The organism is Streptomyces sp. AP-93, from assembly GCF_022808175.1.
In the GTDB taxonomy this organism is placed as follows: Bacteria; Actinomycetota; Actinomycetes; order Streptomycetales; family Streptomycetaceae; genus Streptomyces.
Map to the genome: position 1 here is coordinate 87,997 of NZ_JALGBX010000029.1, position 15,938 is coordinate 103,934.

General features: G+C 72.6%; 17 protein-coding genes. 9 read left to right on the forward strand and 8 right to left on the reverse strand.

Features of this window, described 5'->3' with window-relative positions; genetic code table 11:
• Positions 1-27: 27 nt before the first annotated feature.
• From MTF69_RS35780 to MTF69_RS35795, 4 genes are all read right to left on the reverse strand, one after another.
• Entirely contained in the window at positions 28-426 is a 399-nt protein-coding gene (locus MTF69_RS35780; RefSeq protein ID WP_243340547.1) for a hypothetical protein, read from the reverse strand.
• Between the two features lie 136 nt (positions 427-562).
• The gene (locus MTF69_RS35785) at positions 563-1,042 is read right to left on the reverse strand and encodes an SAM-dependent methyltransferase (RefSeq protein ID WP_243340548.1); all 480 of its coding nucleotides are present in this window, start codon (positions 1,040-1,042) and stop codon (positions 563-565) included.
• 128 nt (positions 1,043-1,170) lie between these two features.
• On the reverse strand, positions 1,171-1,959 hold the full coding sequence (locus MTF69_RS35790; protein WP_243340549.1) for a hypothetical protein: 789 nt from the start codon (positions 1,957-1,959) through the stop codon (positions 1,171-1,173).
• Between the two features lie 300 nt (positions 1,960-2,259).
• Positions 2,260-2,943 carry a class I SAM-dependent methyltransferase gene (locus MTF69_RS35795; RefSeq protein ID WP_243340550.1) on the reverse strand — a complete coding sequence of 228 codons (684 nt, stop codon included), beginning with the start codon at positions 2,941-2,943 and terminating at the stop codon, positions 2,260-2,262.
• A 167-nt stretch (positions 2,944-3,110) separates the two neighbouring features.
• Here MTF69_RS35795 and MTF69_RS35800 point away from each other — a divergent pair, with 167 nt between their 5' ends.
• The 5 genes from MTF69_RS35800 to MTF69_RS35820 all read left to right on the forward strand — a co-directional run bounded on the left by MTF69_RS35800 (position 3,111) and on the right by MTF69_RS35820 (position 8,236).
• Positions 3,111-3,908 (forward strand): MHYT domain-containing protein, encoded by a 798-nt coding sequence (locus tag MTF69_RS35800; RefSeq protein WP_243340551.1) that lies wholly within the window; start codon positions 3,111-3,113, stop codon positions 3,906-3,908.
• Positions 3,909-4,042: 134 nt separating this feature from the next.
• Positions 4,043-6,757 carry a nitrate- and nitrite sensing domain-containing protein gene (locus MTF69_RS35805; protein WP_243340552.1) on the forward strand — a complete coding sequence of 905 codons (2,715 nt, stop codon included), beginning with the start codon at positions 4,043-4,045 and terminating at the stop codon, positions 6,755-6,757.
• On the forward strand, positions 6,757-7,200 hold the full coding sequence (locus MTF69_RS35810; RefSeq protein WP_243340590.1) for a roadblock/LC7 domain-containing protein: 444 nt from the start codon (positions 6,757-6,759) through the stop codon (positions 7,198-7,200). The genes MTF69_RS35805 and MTF69_RS35810 overlap by 1 nt, the downstream gene beginning before the upstream one ends.
• 11 nt (positions 7,201-7,211) lie before the next feature.
• On the forward strand, positions 7,212-7,598 hold the full coding sequence (locus MTF69_RS35815; RefSeq protein WP_308401494.1) for a DUF742 domain-containing protein: 387 nt from the start codon (positions 7,212-7,214) through the stop codon (positions 7,596-7,598).
• Positions 7,598-8,236, forward strand: a complete 639-nt coding sequence (locus MTF69_RS35820; RefSeq protein ID WP_243340554.1) for an ATP/GTP-binding protein — start codon at positions 7,598-7,600, stop codon at positions 8,234-8,236. The genes MTF69_RS35815 and MTF69_RS35820 overlap by 1 nt, the downstream gene beginning before the upstream one ends.
• A 28-nt stretch (positions 8,237-8,264) precedes the next feature.
• On the opposite strand, the gene MTF69_RS35825 is transcribed toward MTF69_RS35820, so the two are convergent.
• A complete protein-coding gene (locus MTF69_RS35825; RefSeq protein WP_243340555.1) occupies positions 8,265-8,693 on the reverse strand; it encodes a PPOX class F420-dependent oxidoreductase in 429 nt (142 codons plus the stop codon).
• A 105-nt stretch (positions 8,694-8,798) separates the two neighbouring features.
• Here MTF69_RS35825 and MTF69_RS35830 point away from each other — a divergent pair, with 105 nt between their 5' ends.
• Together MTF69_RS35830 and MTF69_RS35835 are read left to right on the forward strand one after the other, a co-directional pair.
• Positions 8,799-9,197, forward strand: coding sequence for a roadblock/LC7 domain-containing protein (locus tag MTF69_RS35830; protein ID WP_243340556.1), 399 nt, complete (start codon positions 8,799-8,801; stop codon positions 9,195-9,197).
• Positions 9,198-9,319: 122 nt separating this feature from the next.
• Positions 9,320-10,186: a DUF6397 family protein gene (locus MTF69_RS35835; RefSeq protein ID WP_243340557.1), complete on the forward strand. Its 867-nt coding sequence runs from the start codon at positions 9,320-9,322 to the stop codon at positions 10,184-10,186.
• Here MTF69_RS35835 and MTF69_RS35840 read toward each other — a convergent pair.
• From MTF69_RS35840 to MTF69_RS35850, 3 genes are all read right to left on the reverse strand, one after another.
• Positions 10,150-10,563 carry a YchJ family protein gene (locus tag MTF69_RS35840; RefSeq protein WP_243340558.1) on the reverse strand — a complete coding sequence of 138 codons (414 nt, stop codon included), beginning with the start codon at positions 10,561-10,563 and terminating at the stop codon, positions 10,150-10,152. The genes MTF69_RS35835 and MTF69_RS35840 overlap by 37 nt on opposite strands.
• 35 nt (positions 10,564-10,598) lie before the next feature.
• Entirely contained in the window at positions 10,599-11,498 is a 900-nt protein-coding gene (locus tag MTF69_RS35845) for an acyl-CoA thioesterase II (protein WP_243340559.1), read from the reverse strand.
• Positions 11,499-11,604: 106 nt separating this feature from the next.
• Positions 11,605-14,127: an RNA helicase gene (locus MTF69_RS35850; protein WP_243340560.1), complete on the reverse strand. Its 2,523-nt coding sequence runs from the start codon at positions 14,125-14,127 to the stop codon at positions 11,605-11,607.
• 145 nt (positions 14,128-14,272) lie between these two features.
• On the opposite strand from MTF69_RS35850, the gene MTF69_RS35855 reads away from it, so the two are divergent.
• Both MTF69_RS35855 and MTF69_RS35860 read left to right on the forward strand, forming a co-directional pair.
• Entirely contained in the window at positions 14,273-15,064 is a 792-nt protein-coding gene (locus tag MTF69_RS35855) for a metal-dependent hydrolase (RefSeq protein ID WP_243340561.1), read from the forward strand.
• A gap of 87 nt (positions 15,065-15,151) precedes the next feature.
• On the forward strand, positions 15,152-15,937 hold the full coding sequence (locus MTF69_RS35860; RefSeq protein WP_243340562.1) for a hypothetical protein: 786 nt from the start codon (positions 15,152-15,154) through the stop codon (positions 15,935-15,937).
• Position 15,938 lies beyond the last annotated feature (1 nt).

The window sequence follows — 15,938 nt, forward strand, 5'->3', positions numbered from 1 at the left end:
AGGCCCGGCAAACCGGCGCCGGGTCTCTCAGTCGCTCTCGCAGCCGATCCACGCACGAAGACGCTCGCTGAGCACTACGTCATGGGGCAGCCGCTCCAGCTCGCGCGCAGGCACGTCCACCCCCTGCTGCCCGAGGACACCGGCCAGGTAGCCCCAGTGTCCGGCCGCCATCTGCTCCTGCGTCATGCCGCCGAAGGGTTCGTCCGGCCCGACCACCGTCCGGGCCGTCTCCTCGATGTCCTCGGTGGAGGTCAGCGCAGGGATGCCGGACATGCCCGAGGTGCTCCAGCCGCGATCGTCGAGCAACACCACACGGCGGCCGTCCGCGAGTTCGGCCTCCAGCCGTGCCGACACCGACAGCTGCTGTGAGCTCGTGGCGGCGGCGTGCAGATCGGTGTAAGTGACCAAACGGGTCACCGCAGTCATGGCGCACTCCTGTCGGCTCGCGCAACGCCCGGCCCTGTTCCACGAGCTTCCCGTTGCGGCCTGAGGCCTGCGGCCTGCCGCACGTGCTCACGGAATCTCGGAGCCTACACTCGGCGCCCCGCCCCACCCGCGCGACTCAGTAGTAGTCGCGCATCAGCTCCGTCGCCCACTCCGGCTGGCGGTGGTCGCCGCGCGGGCCGAATTCCGTCATGTACGGCTTGAGGTCGAGCACCGGAGTCCCCGCGACCGCGTCCAGCCCTTCCACGTGCAGCTCCGGGCCGTCAGCCGCCAGAACGTCCACCTTCAGGACGCGACAGCGCGAGAGGCCCAGCCGGTTGGGGCGGTTCTTGCCGCGCTGGGCGAAGATGCCGACGAGCGGCCAGTCCCGATTGCCCCGGGGGCGTCGCGCACCCGTCTCGATCTTGTCCTCCGGCACCCGGTCGAAGTGGAAGACCACCTCGACGTGCGAGAAGTCCTCCAGTCCGTACAGGGCCTGCGGACCGAACTGCTCCGGGTCCAGGCGGATCACCGCCGTCTCCCGCCCCCAGTCGTCGTCGACGACCGCCGAGCGGCCGCCCACCACCACGCCCACCGGGACCACTTCCACCGGATCCATCAGCACATCCTCCCCCTCGCACCCAGCTCGGACACTGCACCCGCACACGCCTCACCGGCGCACGGCACCCCAGCCCGTCCCGACCAGCCCAACCTCAACCAACCCAACCGGCCCCACCCCGGCCCCGCTCAGGCCGGCCGCACAGCGACCCGGTCCAACGCCGCCAGCAGCTCCGACAGTTCCGGAAGCTCCCCGTGCGCCTCGTGCGGTACGGCCAGCACCTCGCTCGGCTCCTCGTCCAGCAGCACGAAGGCGGCCCCACCGGTGCGGGCCACCAGCGACCACCCCGGCCCGTCGACGCGCAGCGTCCGCGCCTCGTCGCCCGCGAAGGACGACCGCACCCTGCCGGGCGGCGGCGGGCTCTGCGTGTACCCCAGGGCCTCCTCCAAGGCCCGCGCCAGCCCAGGATGCGCGGCAGCGGCGGCCCCGCCGTCCGTGGCCACGCGTTCGCTCCAGTCGGCCCACTCCCGGGCTATCTGGTCGGCGCCCATCCGCCGCTGCACCGGACCCCAGGCCTCGGCCGACGGCGGGGCCAGGGGTACCCGCCCGGTGCCGTCCGCGCCCTGCTCGGGATCGTGCGGATCGGGGATCCCGTCCGTGGCCACCGCGAGCGCCAGCGGCCAGCCCGCCAGCGAGACCACGATGGACCGTTCGTCGGGGGACAGGTCGTACTCCATCCCGCAGTCCCACGAGGCGATGGCCATGGCCACGAGCGAGACGTCGTCGACCACGACCGTCCAGCGCGCGCCTTCCTCGTCCTGCCCCAGCACCAGGCCGTACCCGGCGGCCGCCGGCGAAACGCCGAGCAGCGAGCAGGCCTCGGGGTAGTCGTCACCCAGGATGCTCGGGAACTGCGCGGGGGTCAGCAGCACGGCGGTCAGCACGTACAGCGAACCGCCGTCCTCCTCTTCGGACACGTGGCCTCCCGGTCGTTCTCTCGTCGGCGCACCCTAACCAGCGAGTAACCACCGCGTCGAGAGCTGGCGGGAAGCGATTTCCAAGCCCGCCACCTGCACGGAGGGCCGGCCACCCGCCACGGAAACCGGCTCGCCGCCGGCGACGGCGCGCCCAGGGGACAGCGAGACGCGTCCGCAGGGGCCACTCGCCCCGCCGCCGTCACCGGTCTGATCGTTCTGTGCCGACCGGCCGCGGGCCGCGGCGGGCCGTGCCGCACCGGTCCGGCCCCGGGCACGTGGCCGACGTAGAGCCTTCGTCTGTCAGGGGGTGCGGACCGCCAGTGCGAGGAACCTGGTGTCCTCGTCGGCGTACGAGGTGAGCTGCCAGCCCGAACCGGCCAGGAGCGGGCCGAGGTTGTGCTCGGCGCGCATGTCGTCCGGGGTCAGCTCGCGGCCGTGCCGCGCCGCGAGGGCGGCCCTGCCGATCGGGTGGAACAGCGCGAGCCGGCCGCCCGGGCGGACCACGCGGGCGAGCTCGCGCAAGTTGGCCCCGGGGTCGGGCAGATGGGCGACGAGACCGGCGGCGAACACGGCGTCGAGCGCTCCGTCGCGCAGCGGCAGCCGGGCCACGTCCGCCAGCAGCAGGGCGCCGTCCGCGTCCCGGCCGGCCTCGTGCGCGGCGGTCAGCATCTGCGGAGTGACATCGGCGCCGAGCACCGTTCCCGACGGGCCGACGGCTGCGCGCAGCGCGGTCAGAGCCCGGCCGGTGCCGCAGCCCGCGTCGAGCACCCGGTCCCCGGGACGCAGTCCGAACTCGCCCACGGCGGTCGCGAAGGCGGGCTCGTCCCCGGGGAACTTCCGGTCCCAGCCGGCCGCGCGCGCCCCGAAGAACTCCTGGACGTGGCCGCGGTCCCGCGTCTGGTCCCGGGGCCGGTCCCGGGCCGGGTCCTGTGACCGGTCCTGGGCGTGATCCTGGGCGTGTTCCTGTGTGCGGTCTTCGCTCATGTGCCCATGATCCCTCACCGCGGCTCCGGCACATGCCTGCGGAACGTGTGCAAGGTGGTACGTGGCGTGATCGAAGATGAACGTATCTCTGTCATATTCCAGCAGTTCCAGTGGCTTTCGAAATGCGGCCCGTGTTCGCTCCCTCACCCGGACTAGCTTCCGTGGCCATGGGACACCTGGACCACGCCGCCTACGGCTGGCTTACCCCCGCGCTGTCATACGTGATGGCTTCGCTCGGCGCCGCCCTCGGCCTGCGCTGCACCGTTCGCGCGCTCGCCGCGACGACCGGAGCCTCCCGCCGCAACTGGCTCCTCACGGCGGCCTCGGCCATCGGAACCGGGATCTGGACGATGCACTTCGTCGCCATGCTCGGTTTCCACGTCACCGGGACCGAGATCCGCTACAACGTGCCGCTGACCATCCTCAGCCTCCTCGTCGCGATGATCGTCGTCGGCGCCGGAGTCTTCGCCGTCGGCTACGGGAAGGACCGCGGCCGGGCCCTCGTCCTCGGCGGCCTCACCACCGGCCTCGGCGTCGCCAGCATGCACTACCTCGGCATGGCGGCCCTGCGCCTGCACGGCTCGGTCTCCTACGAGCCGCTCACGGTCGGGCTCTCCGTCGCCATCGCGGTCGTCGCGGCCACGGCCGCACTGTGGGCGGCCCTCAACATCAAGTCCCCGGTGGCCGTCGCCGTCGCCTCGCTCGTCATGGGCGCAGCCGTCAGCAGCATGCACTACACCGGCATGCTCGCGGTCGCCGTCGAGGTCACCCCCTCGGACGAGGCCCTGCCGGGCGTCACCGCCATGCAGTTCATCTTCCCGCTCGCCGTCGGCCTCGGCTCCTACCTCTTCATCACCTCCGCGTTCGTCGCACTCTCGCCGACCGCCGACGAGCGGGAGGCCTCCGCGATGGCCTCCGCCGACCTGCGCCTGGGAGAGCGGGGCGCCACCGCCCCCGCGGGCTGAGGCGGCGCCGCGGCCGCGCCTCCACCGCCACCTGGGCCCCACCGTCGCCAGGCCCCCCGGCCCCCCCCGCACCCGAACCCAACACCGCCACCGCGACCGTCACGTCCGTACGCATCGCCCGGAACGAGGAGCCCATGCGCAGACCCCGCAGAACACCGGAAGCAGCGGCGTCGCGGCCGCCCGCGCCCGCGCCGGCGGGTGGCGGCGGCAAGGGGCCGGGCCGCCGGGCGCACGCCGGACCACCCGCCCGGGAGCCGGCGTCGCACGAGGGCTCCGGCGTACTCACGGCGATACCCGGCGCGGCCGGGGGCCGTGGCCGCGGTCCGCGCCTGCGGCTGCGCCCCGCCACCGTCCGGGCGAAGATCGTCTCACTGCTGATGGTGCCGGTGGTCTCCCTGCTCGCCCTCTGGGCCTTCGCGACCGTCGACGCGGCCCAGGACGTCGCCCGCCTCAGTCGCGCCCAGCGCGTCGACCGGGAACTGCGGGCCCCGGTCGAGACCGCCGTGACCGCGTTGCAGGCCGAACGGCGCACGGCCGTACGGCTGCTGGCCGACCCCACCAGCGGTCAGGCGGCCGCCGCCCAGGCCCCCGGCCAGGCCGCTGCCCTGGACGAGCAGGCCCGCCGCACCGACGGAGCCGTACGCGCGCTGCGGCTCGGCGAGAGCAACACCGTGGCCGACTCCGGCGACTACCGCACCGACATCGTCATCCGGCTGCGCGCCTTCGTCGCCGCCGCGGAGGGGCTGGGCCCGGCGCGCAAGGACGTCGCCGAGCACCGGGCGACCCCGGAAGCGGCGTACGAGACGTACACCCGGGTGATCGACGCGGCGCTGGAGGTCGGCGGCGCCCTCTCCGGAGGAGGCCAGGACGCCGAACTGGGCGTCGACGCCCGGGTCCTGCTGGAGTTCGCGAGGGCCGGAGAGCAACTGTCGCGCGAGGACGCCCTACTGACGGCCCCGGGGCCGCGCACCGCCGAAACGCTTCGCCGGCTGACCGGCGCCGTCGAGACCCGCCGGGACCTGACCGCTTCCGCCGCCCGGGACCTGCCCGCCGCCCAGCAGGACGCCTGGCAGTCCGTGGCCAAGAGCGCCGCCTACGCCGACCTCATCGCCGCCGAGGACCGGGCGCTGGCCGCCGCGGCCGGTGCCGGAACCGCGGCCGGGGCCGGGGCCGGAGCCGCCGGCCCGCCCCCCGGCTGGGAGGCGGCGTACACCTCCGTCGCCGGCTCGATGCGGGAGATCGCGGACGCCGCCCACGCGGCGGCCGCGGACCGCGCCGACCCGTTCGGCGCGGGCGCGCTGAGCCCGGCCGGAGCCGCCGTCGTCCTGGGACTGGCCGCCGTGGCCGCCTCGCTCGTCATCTCGGTCCGCATCGGCCGGGCCCTCGTCGTCGAGCTGGTCTCGCTGCGCAACACCGCACTGGAGATCGCGCACCGCAAACTCCCGCAGGCCATGGACCGGTTGCGGGCCGGTCAGGACATCGACGTGTCCGCCGAAACTCCGCGCGGACCGGCCGCCGACGACGAGATCGCCCAGGTCGGCGAGGCCCTGGGCACGGTCCACAGGGCCGCGCTCAGCGCCGCCGTCGAACGCGCCGAACTGGCCAGCGGCGTGAGCGGGGTCTTCGTCAACCTCGCCCGGCGCAGCCAGGTCCTGGTGCACAAGCAGCTCACCCTGCTCGACTCGATGGAGCGGCGCGCCGACGACCCGAACGAGCTCGGCGACCTCTTCCGCCTCGACCACCTCACCACCCGGATGCGGCGGCACGCGGAAAGCCTGATCATCCTCTCGGGCGCCGCCCCCGGTCGCGCCTGGCGGATGCCGATCCCGCTGACGAACGTCGTACGGGCCGCCGTCTCCGAGATCGAGGACTACCCGCGCGTCGAGGTCCGCCAGCTCGCCGAAGCCGCCGTCGTCGGCGGAGCGGTCGCCGACCTCACCCATCTGCTCGCGGAACTCATCGAGAACGCCACCCAGTTCTCCCCGCCCCACACCAAGGTCCGGGTCAGCGGAGAGCCCGTCGGAGCCGGCTACGTCCTGGAGGTCGAGGACCGGGGGCTCGGCATGGGCCGCGAATCCCTCCAGGAGGCCAACCGGCGCATCGAGCAGTCCGAGGCGCTCGACCTCTTCGACAGCGACCGGCTCGGGCTCTTCGTGGTCAGCCGCCTCTCGGCCCGCCACGGTGTGAAGGTGCACCTGCGCATGTCACCTTACGGCGGCACCACCGCGGTGGTGCTGCTCCCCAACTCCCTGCTCCAGGGCGCCCTCACGGCCGCCGCCCCGCAGCCCGAGGAGCAGGCACCCGCGGCGCCGGCTCCGGAGCCGGTCACCGAACCGGTCCGGGAGCGGCTGCGGGAGTCTTCCCAGGCCATCAGCGTCGTACGGGACGACGTGCGCGGGGTCCCGGTCCCGGACCGGAGCCCCGTACGGGAAGAGCCCCGGCCCTCCCCGGTGGCTCCGCTGCGGCCGCGCGGCTCCGCGGGCGCGGTTCCCCGTACGCCCGCCCCGGCGGTCACGGCGGCCCCCTCGGGCCCATCGGCCTCCTCGGGCCCGGCCGCCTCGGTCACCGAACTGCCGCGCCGGGTCCGGCAGGCGAGCCTCGTCCCGCAGCTGCGCGAGGCCCCCGCCCCCAAAGCCCCGGCCGGTGTCCGAGGGGCGGAGGCACCGCCCGGCCGCAGCCCAGAGCAGGCGCGCGAGCGGATGGCGGCGTACCGGGCGGGCTGGGTGCGGGGCACCCAGGCGAGCGGCGAAGCGGGCGCGGACGTCCTGGGCCGTGCGGGGGGCGCGGGGGGCGCGGGCGATACGGGCGGTGGCACAGGCAGTACTGGCGAAGGCGAAGGAGCACGATGATGATCGAACATCAGAGGATCGACCTCGACGGCGTCCGCAGATCGGGCGAACTCGACTGGCTCCTGGACGACCTCGTGGTCCGGGTGCGCGAGGTCCGGCACGCCGTGGTCCTGTCCAACGACGGCCTGGCGGTGGGCGCTTCCAGTGCGCTCAGCCGGGAGGACGCCGAGCACCTGGCGGCCGTGGCCTCGGGCTTCCACAGCCTGGCGAAGGGCGCGGGCCGGCACTTCCACGCCGGGGGCGTGCGCCAGACGATGGTGGAGATGGACGAGGGCTTCCTCTTCGTGGCGGCTGCCGGAGACGGCTCCTGCCTGGCCGTGCTCAGCGGGGCCGGCGCCGACATGGGGCTGATCGCCTACGAGATGGCCCGGCTGGTCAAGCGGGTCGGCGAGCACCTGTACACCCCGGCCCGGTTCGCGGCGCGGCCGCCGGCCGCCGGTTGAGGGCGGCGGCCTTGAGCACGAACGGCCGGTGGTACGACGCCGACGCGGGCCCGCTCGTCCGTCCGTACGCCATGACCGGCGGCCGCACGAAGCCGGGACCCCACGGGGTCCGCTTCGACCTGATCGCGCTGGTCGTCGTGGACCCGGCGGGCACGGACGAGGCGGCCGAGTCGCTGCTGGAACCGGAACACCGTGCCCTGCTCGGCCTGTGCCGGGACGAGACCCAGTCGGTGGCCGAGCTCGCGGCGGACGCGGACCTGCCCGTGGGCGTGGTGCGCGTACTGCTGGGGGACCTGCTGGAGGCCGGGCACGTCAAGGTCAGCCGGCCGGTGCCGCCCGCACAGCTGCCGGACGAGCGGATTCTGCGTGAAGTCATCGAGGGATTGCGAGCGCTGTGATGGGACTGCACGACAACGGGCCGCCGCCGGCCGCCGAGGGCGGAGAGGAACTGGCAGCGCTCGCGCTGAAGATACTCGTGGCGGGCGGCTTCGGCGTCGGGAAGACGACCCTGGTCGGCTCGGTCAGCGAGATCCGGCCGCTGCGGACGGAGGAGCTGCTCAGCGAGGCCGGGGAGCTGGTCGACGACACGGGCGGCGTCGACCAGAAGACGACGACCACCGTGGCCATGGACTTCGGGCGGATCACGATCAGGTCGGGGCTGTCGCTCTACCTGTTCGGGACCCCGGGGCAGGACCGGTTCTGGTTCCTGTGGGACGAGCTGTCGCAGGGCGCGCTGGGCGCGGTGGTCCTCGCCGACACGCGGCGGCTGGAGGACTGCTTCCCGGCGGTGGACTACTTCGAACACCGCAAGATCCCGTTCGTGGTGGCCGTCAACTGCTTCGCGAACGCGCGGCGGTACGCCTCGAACGAGGTCGCGCGGGCGCTGGACCTGGATCAGGGGACGCCGGTGGTGCTGTGCGACGCCCGGGACAAGGACTCGGGGAAGGAAGTGCTGATCCGGCTGGTGGAGTACGCGGGACGGGTGCACACGGCGCGGTTGCTGGAGTCGGTGGAACCGCGGGCCGATTCGGTGTGAACCGGCCCGCGGCGAAGGGGCGGTGCGGTCAGTCCGCCACGCCGGCGGCCGAGATCACCTTGTCGATGCCGACCCGCACGAGGAGTTCGCCGGGGACGGCGTTGCGGCGGCCGAAGGCCTCGCCGTGCTCCTCTCCCATGTAGCGGGCGCCGATCCGGGTCGACCAGGGGAGCATCTCGTCCAGGTCCTCGCTGATCTGTGCCCGGCCCTGGAGGACGACGTAGGAGAAGGGCGGCCGGTCGTCGTCCACACAGAGCGCGACGCGGCCGTCGCGGGCCAGATTGCGCCCCTTGACGGTGTCCTTCCCGGTGTTGAACACAAAGGAATCGCCGTCGAGAACGAACCAGATGGGAGCGATGTGAGGGCTTCCGTCCTCACGGACGGTGGACAGTTTCCCGGTGCGGGTGGAGTGGGAGACGAACTCCCGCCATTCCTCTTGAGTCATCTTCTTCACCATGGGTCCATCCTCCTTGCCGGAAAGCCGCTGGTGGGGAAGGCTGGCGGCACGACTATGCGGGGTGGGGCGCGGCGGTCAGACCGCGTCGACGGGGAGGGACTGTAAATGGCGCTGGACAAGCAGCTGGACTGGCTGCTGGACGACTTGACGCGGCGGGTGCAGCAGGTGCGGCACGCGGTGGTGCTCTCCAACGACGGCCTGGTGACGGGCGCGAGCGCGGGGCTGGCACGGGAGGACGCGGAGCACCTGGCGGCCGTCGCGGCGGGGCTGCAGAGCCTGGCGAAGGGCTCGGGGCGGCACTTCAGGGCCGGTGAGGTCCGTCAGACGATGGTCGAGTACGACGACGGGGTCCTCTTCGTCATGGCGGCGGGTGCGGGCAGCTGCCTGTGCGTGCTGAGCGCCTCCGAGGCCGACATCGGGCACGTGGCGTACGAGATGACGCTGCTGGTGAACCGGGTGGGGGAGCACCTGGGTGTCGCGGAGCGGCGGATCACCGGCGGCTGAGGCGGGCGGCTGAGGTGGGCGGCGCACTTCGCCCTTTCCGAGTTGTCCACAGGCTCTGCGCGGTGCCGTTGCTCTGAGTTACGTTCTTCACACACAGTAATCACTCTGGTGGGGAGAGCGCGATGACCGCGATGACGGCGATGGCAGCGATGACGGCAATGACGCAGACGGTTCAGGCACCGCCGACGGCGATGGCGGAGCCCGTGGCGGCGGGGTGTGGAGAGGCCGCCGGGCTGATGGGCGGCGGGCGGGCCGCAGGGGAACTGGGGCTGAGCCGCGGCGAGTTCGCCCGCGCCGTCCAGTTGGGCATCGTGCGGGCCGGGCCCCAGGGCGCCGCCGGGGCCGCGCGGTACACCCGGACCGAGCTCGACCGGGTCCGGTCGGCCGAGGGATTCCCGGACGCGCTGCGCGAGCGCGTGGAGACGGTCGCGGGAGCGGAGGCCGCGGCCGCCGTCCTGGGGGTCGGCCCGAGCCGGTTCACCCGGCTCGCACGCTGCGGGCGCCTCACTCCGGTGGGATACCGGATCAACCGCTACCGGGCGGTGGTGTGGCTCTATCTGACCGCGGAGCTACGGGACTTCGCTGCCCGCGAGCCCCGGATGCTCCGCGGGAGCGCGCCGCCGGGGGACCGGGAGCTGATCGAGTCCAGGGCCGACCTGCGACCCCGGAAGTGGCGCGAGCGGCATGTCGGGCTGTTGCTGAGACGGACCGCCGACCCCTGGGAGCGGGCTGCCGTACTGGCCTCCGTGCTCCCCGAGGACGACGTGCGCGCGACCGTGCCCGACGCGGCGGAGCGGATCCTGCTCGGGGCACTCGCCCCGCCCCCGCCCTACGGGCACCCGCAGGTCGCGGCGGCCGCCGAGGTGGCGGCCCGGCTGCTGCGGGCCGGGCCACCGGACGAGATCGGCTGGTACCGAACCAGCCTCGACTTCGCCCTGACCGGAGCGAGGGGTCAGTCGAAGTCGACGGGGGAGAGGGGGCCGACGTAGACCCAGGTCCCGTTCTCCCGGGCGAAGGAACTGTGCTCGTGCAGCGAGCCGGTGTGCCTGCCCTCGCGGTAGTGCGCCCGGAACTCCACCGACCCCTGCGTGTCGAACATCCCGCCGCGCTCGGTGGCCAGGATCTCCAGCCGTTCCCAGCGCTGCCCGGGATCCAGGTCGAGCACGCCCGGCCGGGTCGTCGGGTGCCAGGAGCGCAGGAGGTAGGCGGTGTCGCCGACGGCGAAGGCGCTGAAGCGGGAGCGCATCAGCAGCTCGGCGGTGGGCGCCTGCCGCTCGCCGGAGTGGAAGCGGCCGCAGCACTCCGGGTAGGCGGCGGGCAGCCCGCAGGGGCAGGGGAGGGCCGGAGCAGGAGCCGGGGTGGGCATGGAAGCACTCAGTTCTTCGGGGAGAGGAGGGGCTGCTACTGGGGGGACACGGCCGGCTTGGAGGCCTTGGCGCCGTAAGGACGGAAGAGCCCCTCCTGGACCACCGACACCAGCAGCCTGCCGTCGAGGTCGTAGATGCGGCCTCGGGCCAGGCCCCGGCCGCCGTGCGCGATGGGCGACTCCTGGTCGTACAGGAACCACTCGTCCGCCCGGAACGGCCGGTGGAACCACATGGCGTGGTCGAGCGAGGCCATGTCGAAACCGCGCATGCCCCACAGGGGTTCCACGGGGATGCGCACGGCGTCGAGGAGGGTCATGTCACTGGCGTAGGTGAGGGCGCAGGTGTGCACCAGCGGGTCGTCGCCGAGCGGGCCGACGGCGCGCATCCACACCGCGCTGCGCGGATCGGCGCCCTTGAGATCCTCGGGGGTCCAGCGGAGCCGGTCCACGTAACGGATGTCGAAGGGCTGGCGGCGGGCCATCCGCTCCAGCGCCTCCGGCAGCGTGCCCAGGTGCTCGCGGATCTCGTCCACGACCTTCGGGAGCGTGTCCGGGTGCGGGAAATGGCGAGGACGCAGCTGGTGCTCGATGCTGCCCTCCTCCGGGTGATGGAAGGAGGCGGTCAGATTGAAGATGGTCTTGCCCTGCTGGACCGCGGTGACCCGGCGGGTGGTGAAGGAGCGCCCGTCGCGCACCCGTTCCACCTGGTACACGATCGGCACTCCGGGGATGCCGGGGCGCAGGAAGTACGAGTGGAGGGAGTGGACGGGCCGGTCGCTTTCGGTGGTGCGGCCGGCCGCCACCAGCGCCTGGCCGGCGACCTGGCCGCCGAAGACGCGCTGGAGGGACTCCTGGGGGCTGGCGCCCCGGAAGATGTTGACCTCGATCTGCTCCAGGTCGAGCAGATCGACCAGCCTCTCGGCGGGGTTCGTCATCAGAGGATCTCCACTGTCGGGCCCGGCGGCCGTGACGGCGCCGGTCGGTTGCGGGTCGGGGGTCGATTGCGGGGCGGGTGCACGCCCGGGCGGAGCCGGGAGGAGGTCAGAGCTGGCCGAGTTCGCCGACCGAGGTGACGCGCAGGACCGCACGGCCCTCCTCGTCGGAGGCAGCGAGGTCCACCTCGGCGCTGATGCCCCAGCCATGGTCCCCGTTGGGGTCGGCGAAGGTCTGCCGGACGCGCCACAGGCCGTGCGCCGGGTCCTCCTCGATCTGGAGCAGCTTGGGGCCGCGCGCGTCGGGGCCCGTACCCAGGTCGTCGTACTCGTCCCAGTAGCCGTCCATGGCGTCGCCCCAGGCGTCGGCGTCCCAGCCGGAGTCGCCGTCCAGCTCGCCCAGCACGTTGACGTGGTCCAGGGCCGCCAGCTCCACGCGGCGGAACATGGCGTTGCGGACCAGGACGCGGAAGGCACGGGCGTTCGCGGTGACCGGCTTGACCTGGTCGGCCTTCTCCTGGGCCTGCTCGGCCGTCTCCACCTCCGGGTTCGCCAGCTGCTCCCACTCGTCGAGCAGGCTGGAGTCGACCTGGCGGACCAGCTCGCCGAGCCACTCGATCAGGTCCTGGAGGTCCTCGGACTTGAGGTCGTCGGGGATGGTGTGGTCCAGAGCCTTGAAGGCGCTCGCCAGATAGCGCAGCACGATCCCCTCGGTGCGCGCCAGTTCGTAGTACGAGGTGAACTCGGTGAAGGTCATCGCGCGTTCGTACATGTCGCGGATGATCGACTTCGGGGAGACGGGGTGGTCGCGGACCCACGGGTGGCTCTTGCTGTACACGTCGTAGGCGTGCAGGAGCAGCTCTTCGAGGGGCTTGGGATAGGTGATCTCCTGGAGCCGCTCCATCCGCTCCTCGTACTCGACCCCGTCGGCCTTCATCGCGCCCACGGCCATGCCGCGTTCCTTGTTCTGCTGGGCGGCGAGGATCTGGCGCGGGTCGTCCAGCGTGGACTCCACGACCGAGACCATGTCCAGCGCGTAGGAAGGGGACTCCGGGTCCAGCAGGTCGAAGGAGGCCAGCGCGAAGGTGGACAGCGGCTGGTTCAGCGCGAAGTCCTGCTGCAGGTCGACCGTCAGCCGGATCGTGCGGCCCTCGGCGTCCGGGGTGTCGAGCTTCTCGACGACACCGCCGTCCAGCAGGGAGCGGTAGATCGCGATGGCCCGGCGGATGTGGCGCAGCTGGGCCTTGCGCGGCTCGTGGTTGTCCTCGAGCAGGTGGCGCATCGCCTTGAAGGCGTCGCCGGGCCGGGCGATGACCGACAGGAGCATGATGTTGGTGACCTTGAAGCGCGAGGTCAGCGCTTCCGGGTCGGCGGCGATGAGCTTCTCGAAGGTGGTGTCCGACCAGGCCACGAAGCCCTCGGGGGCCTTCTTGCGGACCACCTTGCGGCGCTTCTTCGGGTCGTCGCCCGCCTTCGCGAGGGCCTTCTCGTTCTCGATGACGTGCTCGGGAGCCTGGGCCACCACATAGCCGGCGGTGTCGAAGCCGGCCCGGCCGGCGCGGCCGGCGATCTGGTGGAACTCCCGGGCGCGGAGCGTGCGGACCCGGGTGCCGTCGTACTTCGTCAGCGCCGTGAACAGCACCGTGCGGATCGGGACGTTGACGCCGACGCCGAGGGTGTCGGTGCCGCAGATGACCTTCAGCAGACCGGCCTGGGCCAGCTTCTCCACCAGGCGGCGGTACTTGGGCAGCATGCCCGCGTGGTGCACGCCGATGCCGTGCCGGACGTAGCGCGAGAGGTTCTGGCCGAACTTGGTGGTGAAGCGGAAGTTGCCGATCAGCTCGGCGATCTTGTCCTTCTCCTCGCGGGTGCACATGTTGATGCTCATCAGCGACTGCGCCCGCTCGACCGCCTGGGCCTGGGTGAAGTGCACGATGTAGACCGGCGCCTGGCGGGTCTCCAGCAGCTCGGTGATGGTGTCGGTGATCGGCGTCGTGACGTACTCGTACGACAGCGGGACGGGCCGGGTCGCCGAGCGGACCACCGAGGTGGGCCGGCCGGTGCGCCGGGTCAGGTCCTCCTCGAACCGCTTCATGTCGCCGAGCGTCGCCGACATCAGGATGAACTGCGCCTGCGGAAGCTCCAGGATCGGGATCTGCCAGGCCCAGCCGCGGTCCGGCTCCGCGTAGAAGTGGAACTCGTCCATCACGACCTGGCCGATGTCGGCGTACTTGCCGTCGCGCAGGGCGATCGACGCCAGCACCTCGGCGGTGCAGCAGATCACCGGCGCGTCCGAGTTCACCGAGGCGTCGCCGGTCAGCATGCCGACGTTCTCGGTGCCGAAGAGCTTGCACAGGTCGAAGAACTTCTCCGACACCAGCGCCTTGATCGGCGCGGTGTAGAAGGTGACCTTGTCCTGGGCCAGGGCCGTGAAGTGCGCGCCCGCCGCCACCAGGCTCTTGCCGGAGCCGGTCGGGGTGGACAGGACCACGTTCGCGCCCGAGACGACCTCGATCAGCGCTTCCTCCTGAGCCGGGTACAGGGTGATGCCCTGGTCCTCCGCCCACGAGGAGAAAGCCTCGAAGAGGGCGTCGGGGTCGGCGTTCGGCGGGAGCTGATCAATGAGGGTCACACCCCCCATCTTGCCTGGCTTCCCCCCGGATCAGGGAACCGGCGGACAGAAGGAAGATCATCGGCGGTACCCTGTGCCGTCGATGCGGCCCGAACGACACCGTCAACAGGGCCCGACCAGCACACCACCGGGGCGGGAAACGACCATGATGGGTCCGGCGCACTCACTGTCCGGGGCAGCGGCCTGGCTGGGGGTGGGTGCCGCGGCGGCCGCCTCGGGACACCCGATGCCCTGGCCCGTCCTCGTCGTCGGCGCGCTCATCTGCGCCGGAGCCGCCCTCGCCCCCGACCTGGACCACAAGTCGGCGACGATCTCCCGCGCCTTCGGTCCGCTTTCCCGGGGCCTGTGCGAGGTGGTCGACAAGATCTCCTACGGGGTCTACAAAGCCACCCGGGCCCCGCGCGACGCCCGCCGCACCGGAGGCCACCGCACCCTGACCCACACCTGGGTCTGGGCCGTCCTGATCGGCGCCGGCTCCTCCGCGATCGCCGTCACCGCGGACCGGTGGGGCGTCCTCGCCCTCCTCTTCATCCACCTGGTCCTCGCCGTCGAAGGCCTGCTGTGGCGGGCCGCCCGGATGTCCAGCGACGTCCTGGTCTGGCTGCTCGGAGCGACCAGCGCCTGGATACTGGCCGGCGTCCTCGACCAGCCCGGCAACGGCTCCGGCTGGCTCTTCACCGCCCCCGGCCAGGAATACCTGTGGCTCGGCATCCCGATCGTGCTGGGCGCCCTGGTCCACGACATCGGCGACGCCCTGACCGTGTCCGGCTGCCCGATCCTGTGGCCCCTGCCCATCGCGGGCAAGCGCTGGTACCCGATCGGCCCGCCGAAGATGATGCGCTTCCGTGCCGGCAGCTGGGTGGAGCTCAAGGTCCTGATGCCCGTCTTCATGCTCCTCGGCGGAGTCGGCGGAGCCTCGGCCCTCGGCTTCTTCTGAGGTCCGTCGAACCGGTCCCGTCCGGACGCCCCTCTCCGGAGGTCCTTCGCGGCGGGCCCGGCCCGGCCCTGCCCGTAGCCTGGCGGGATGCCTGAAATCCATGAGCTCTGGCCCCTGGCGCCTTCCTCCGAGACCGACTGGCTGACGGAGCTCTGCGGGGACGGGACCCTCGGTTTCTCACCGCCCCGCAGGCCGGACGCGGCCTGGGTGCTGAACGCGATGTACGAGCACACCGGCGGGATCCTGGGCATCTCCCACCACGAGGCACGGCAGGCGGCCATCGCCGCCGGCGCCGTCACACCCAGCCGGTACGGCAGCATCGACCTGGAAATGGGGGTCGCCACGGGCGGCGGACTGGGACGCGCGGAACACCCCGGGCCGCAGTACCGCCGCCTGCGCTGGGCCGAGCTGTCCGCCCGCTGCGGGGACCCCCTGGTCCCGGAAGGGAGCTACCCGTCCCTGCACTGCTTCCCGTCCGTGAAACTGGACGACAGCTGGCCCGTCGGCATCCGGCCGCCCACGGAAGGCAGCCTCGACCGACTCACGTGGGACCGGTTGGTCGACCTGCTCACCGCACACGCCCCCGACGGCGCGGACACCCGATGCCTGGCGTACTACAACCCGTTGATGCTGGCCGCCGTCGACTTCGACGCACTGCACGTCCGTGCGGGCCGGCTCGGGGACGCGCACGCCCTCTACGACAACCCGGAGGCGGGCTTCAGCCCCTCCAACCTGTGGGCCGAGGACCGCTCCTGGGTCCTGTACACCGACTACGACCTCTGGGCCACCAAGGTCTCCGGACCCGAGGGCCTGGTCGAAGCGCTGCTCCGCGACCCGGAGATCGAGGCTGTCCGCCTGCCCTGGACCACGTAGA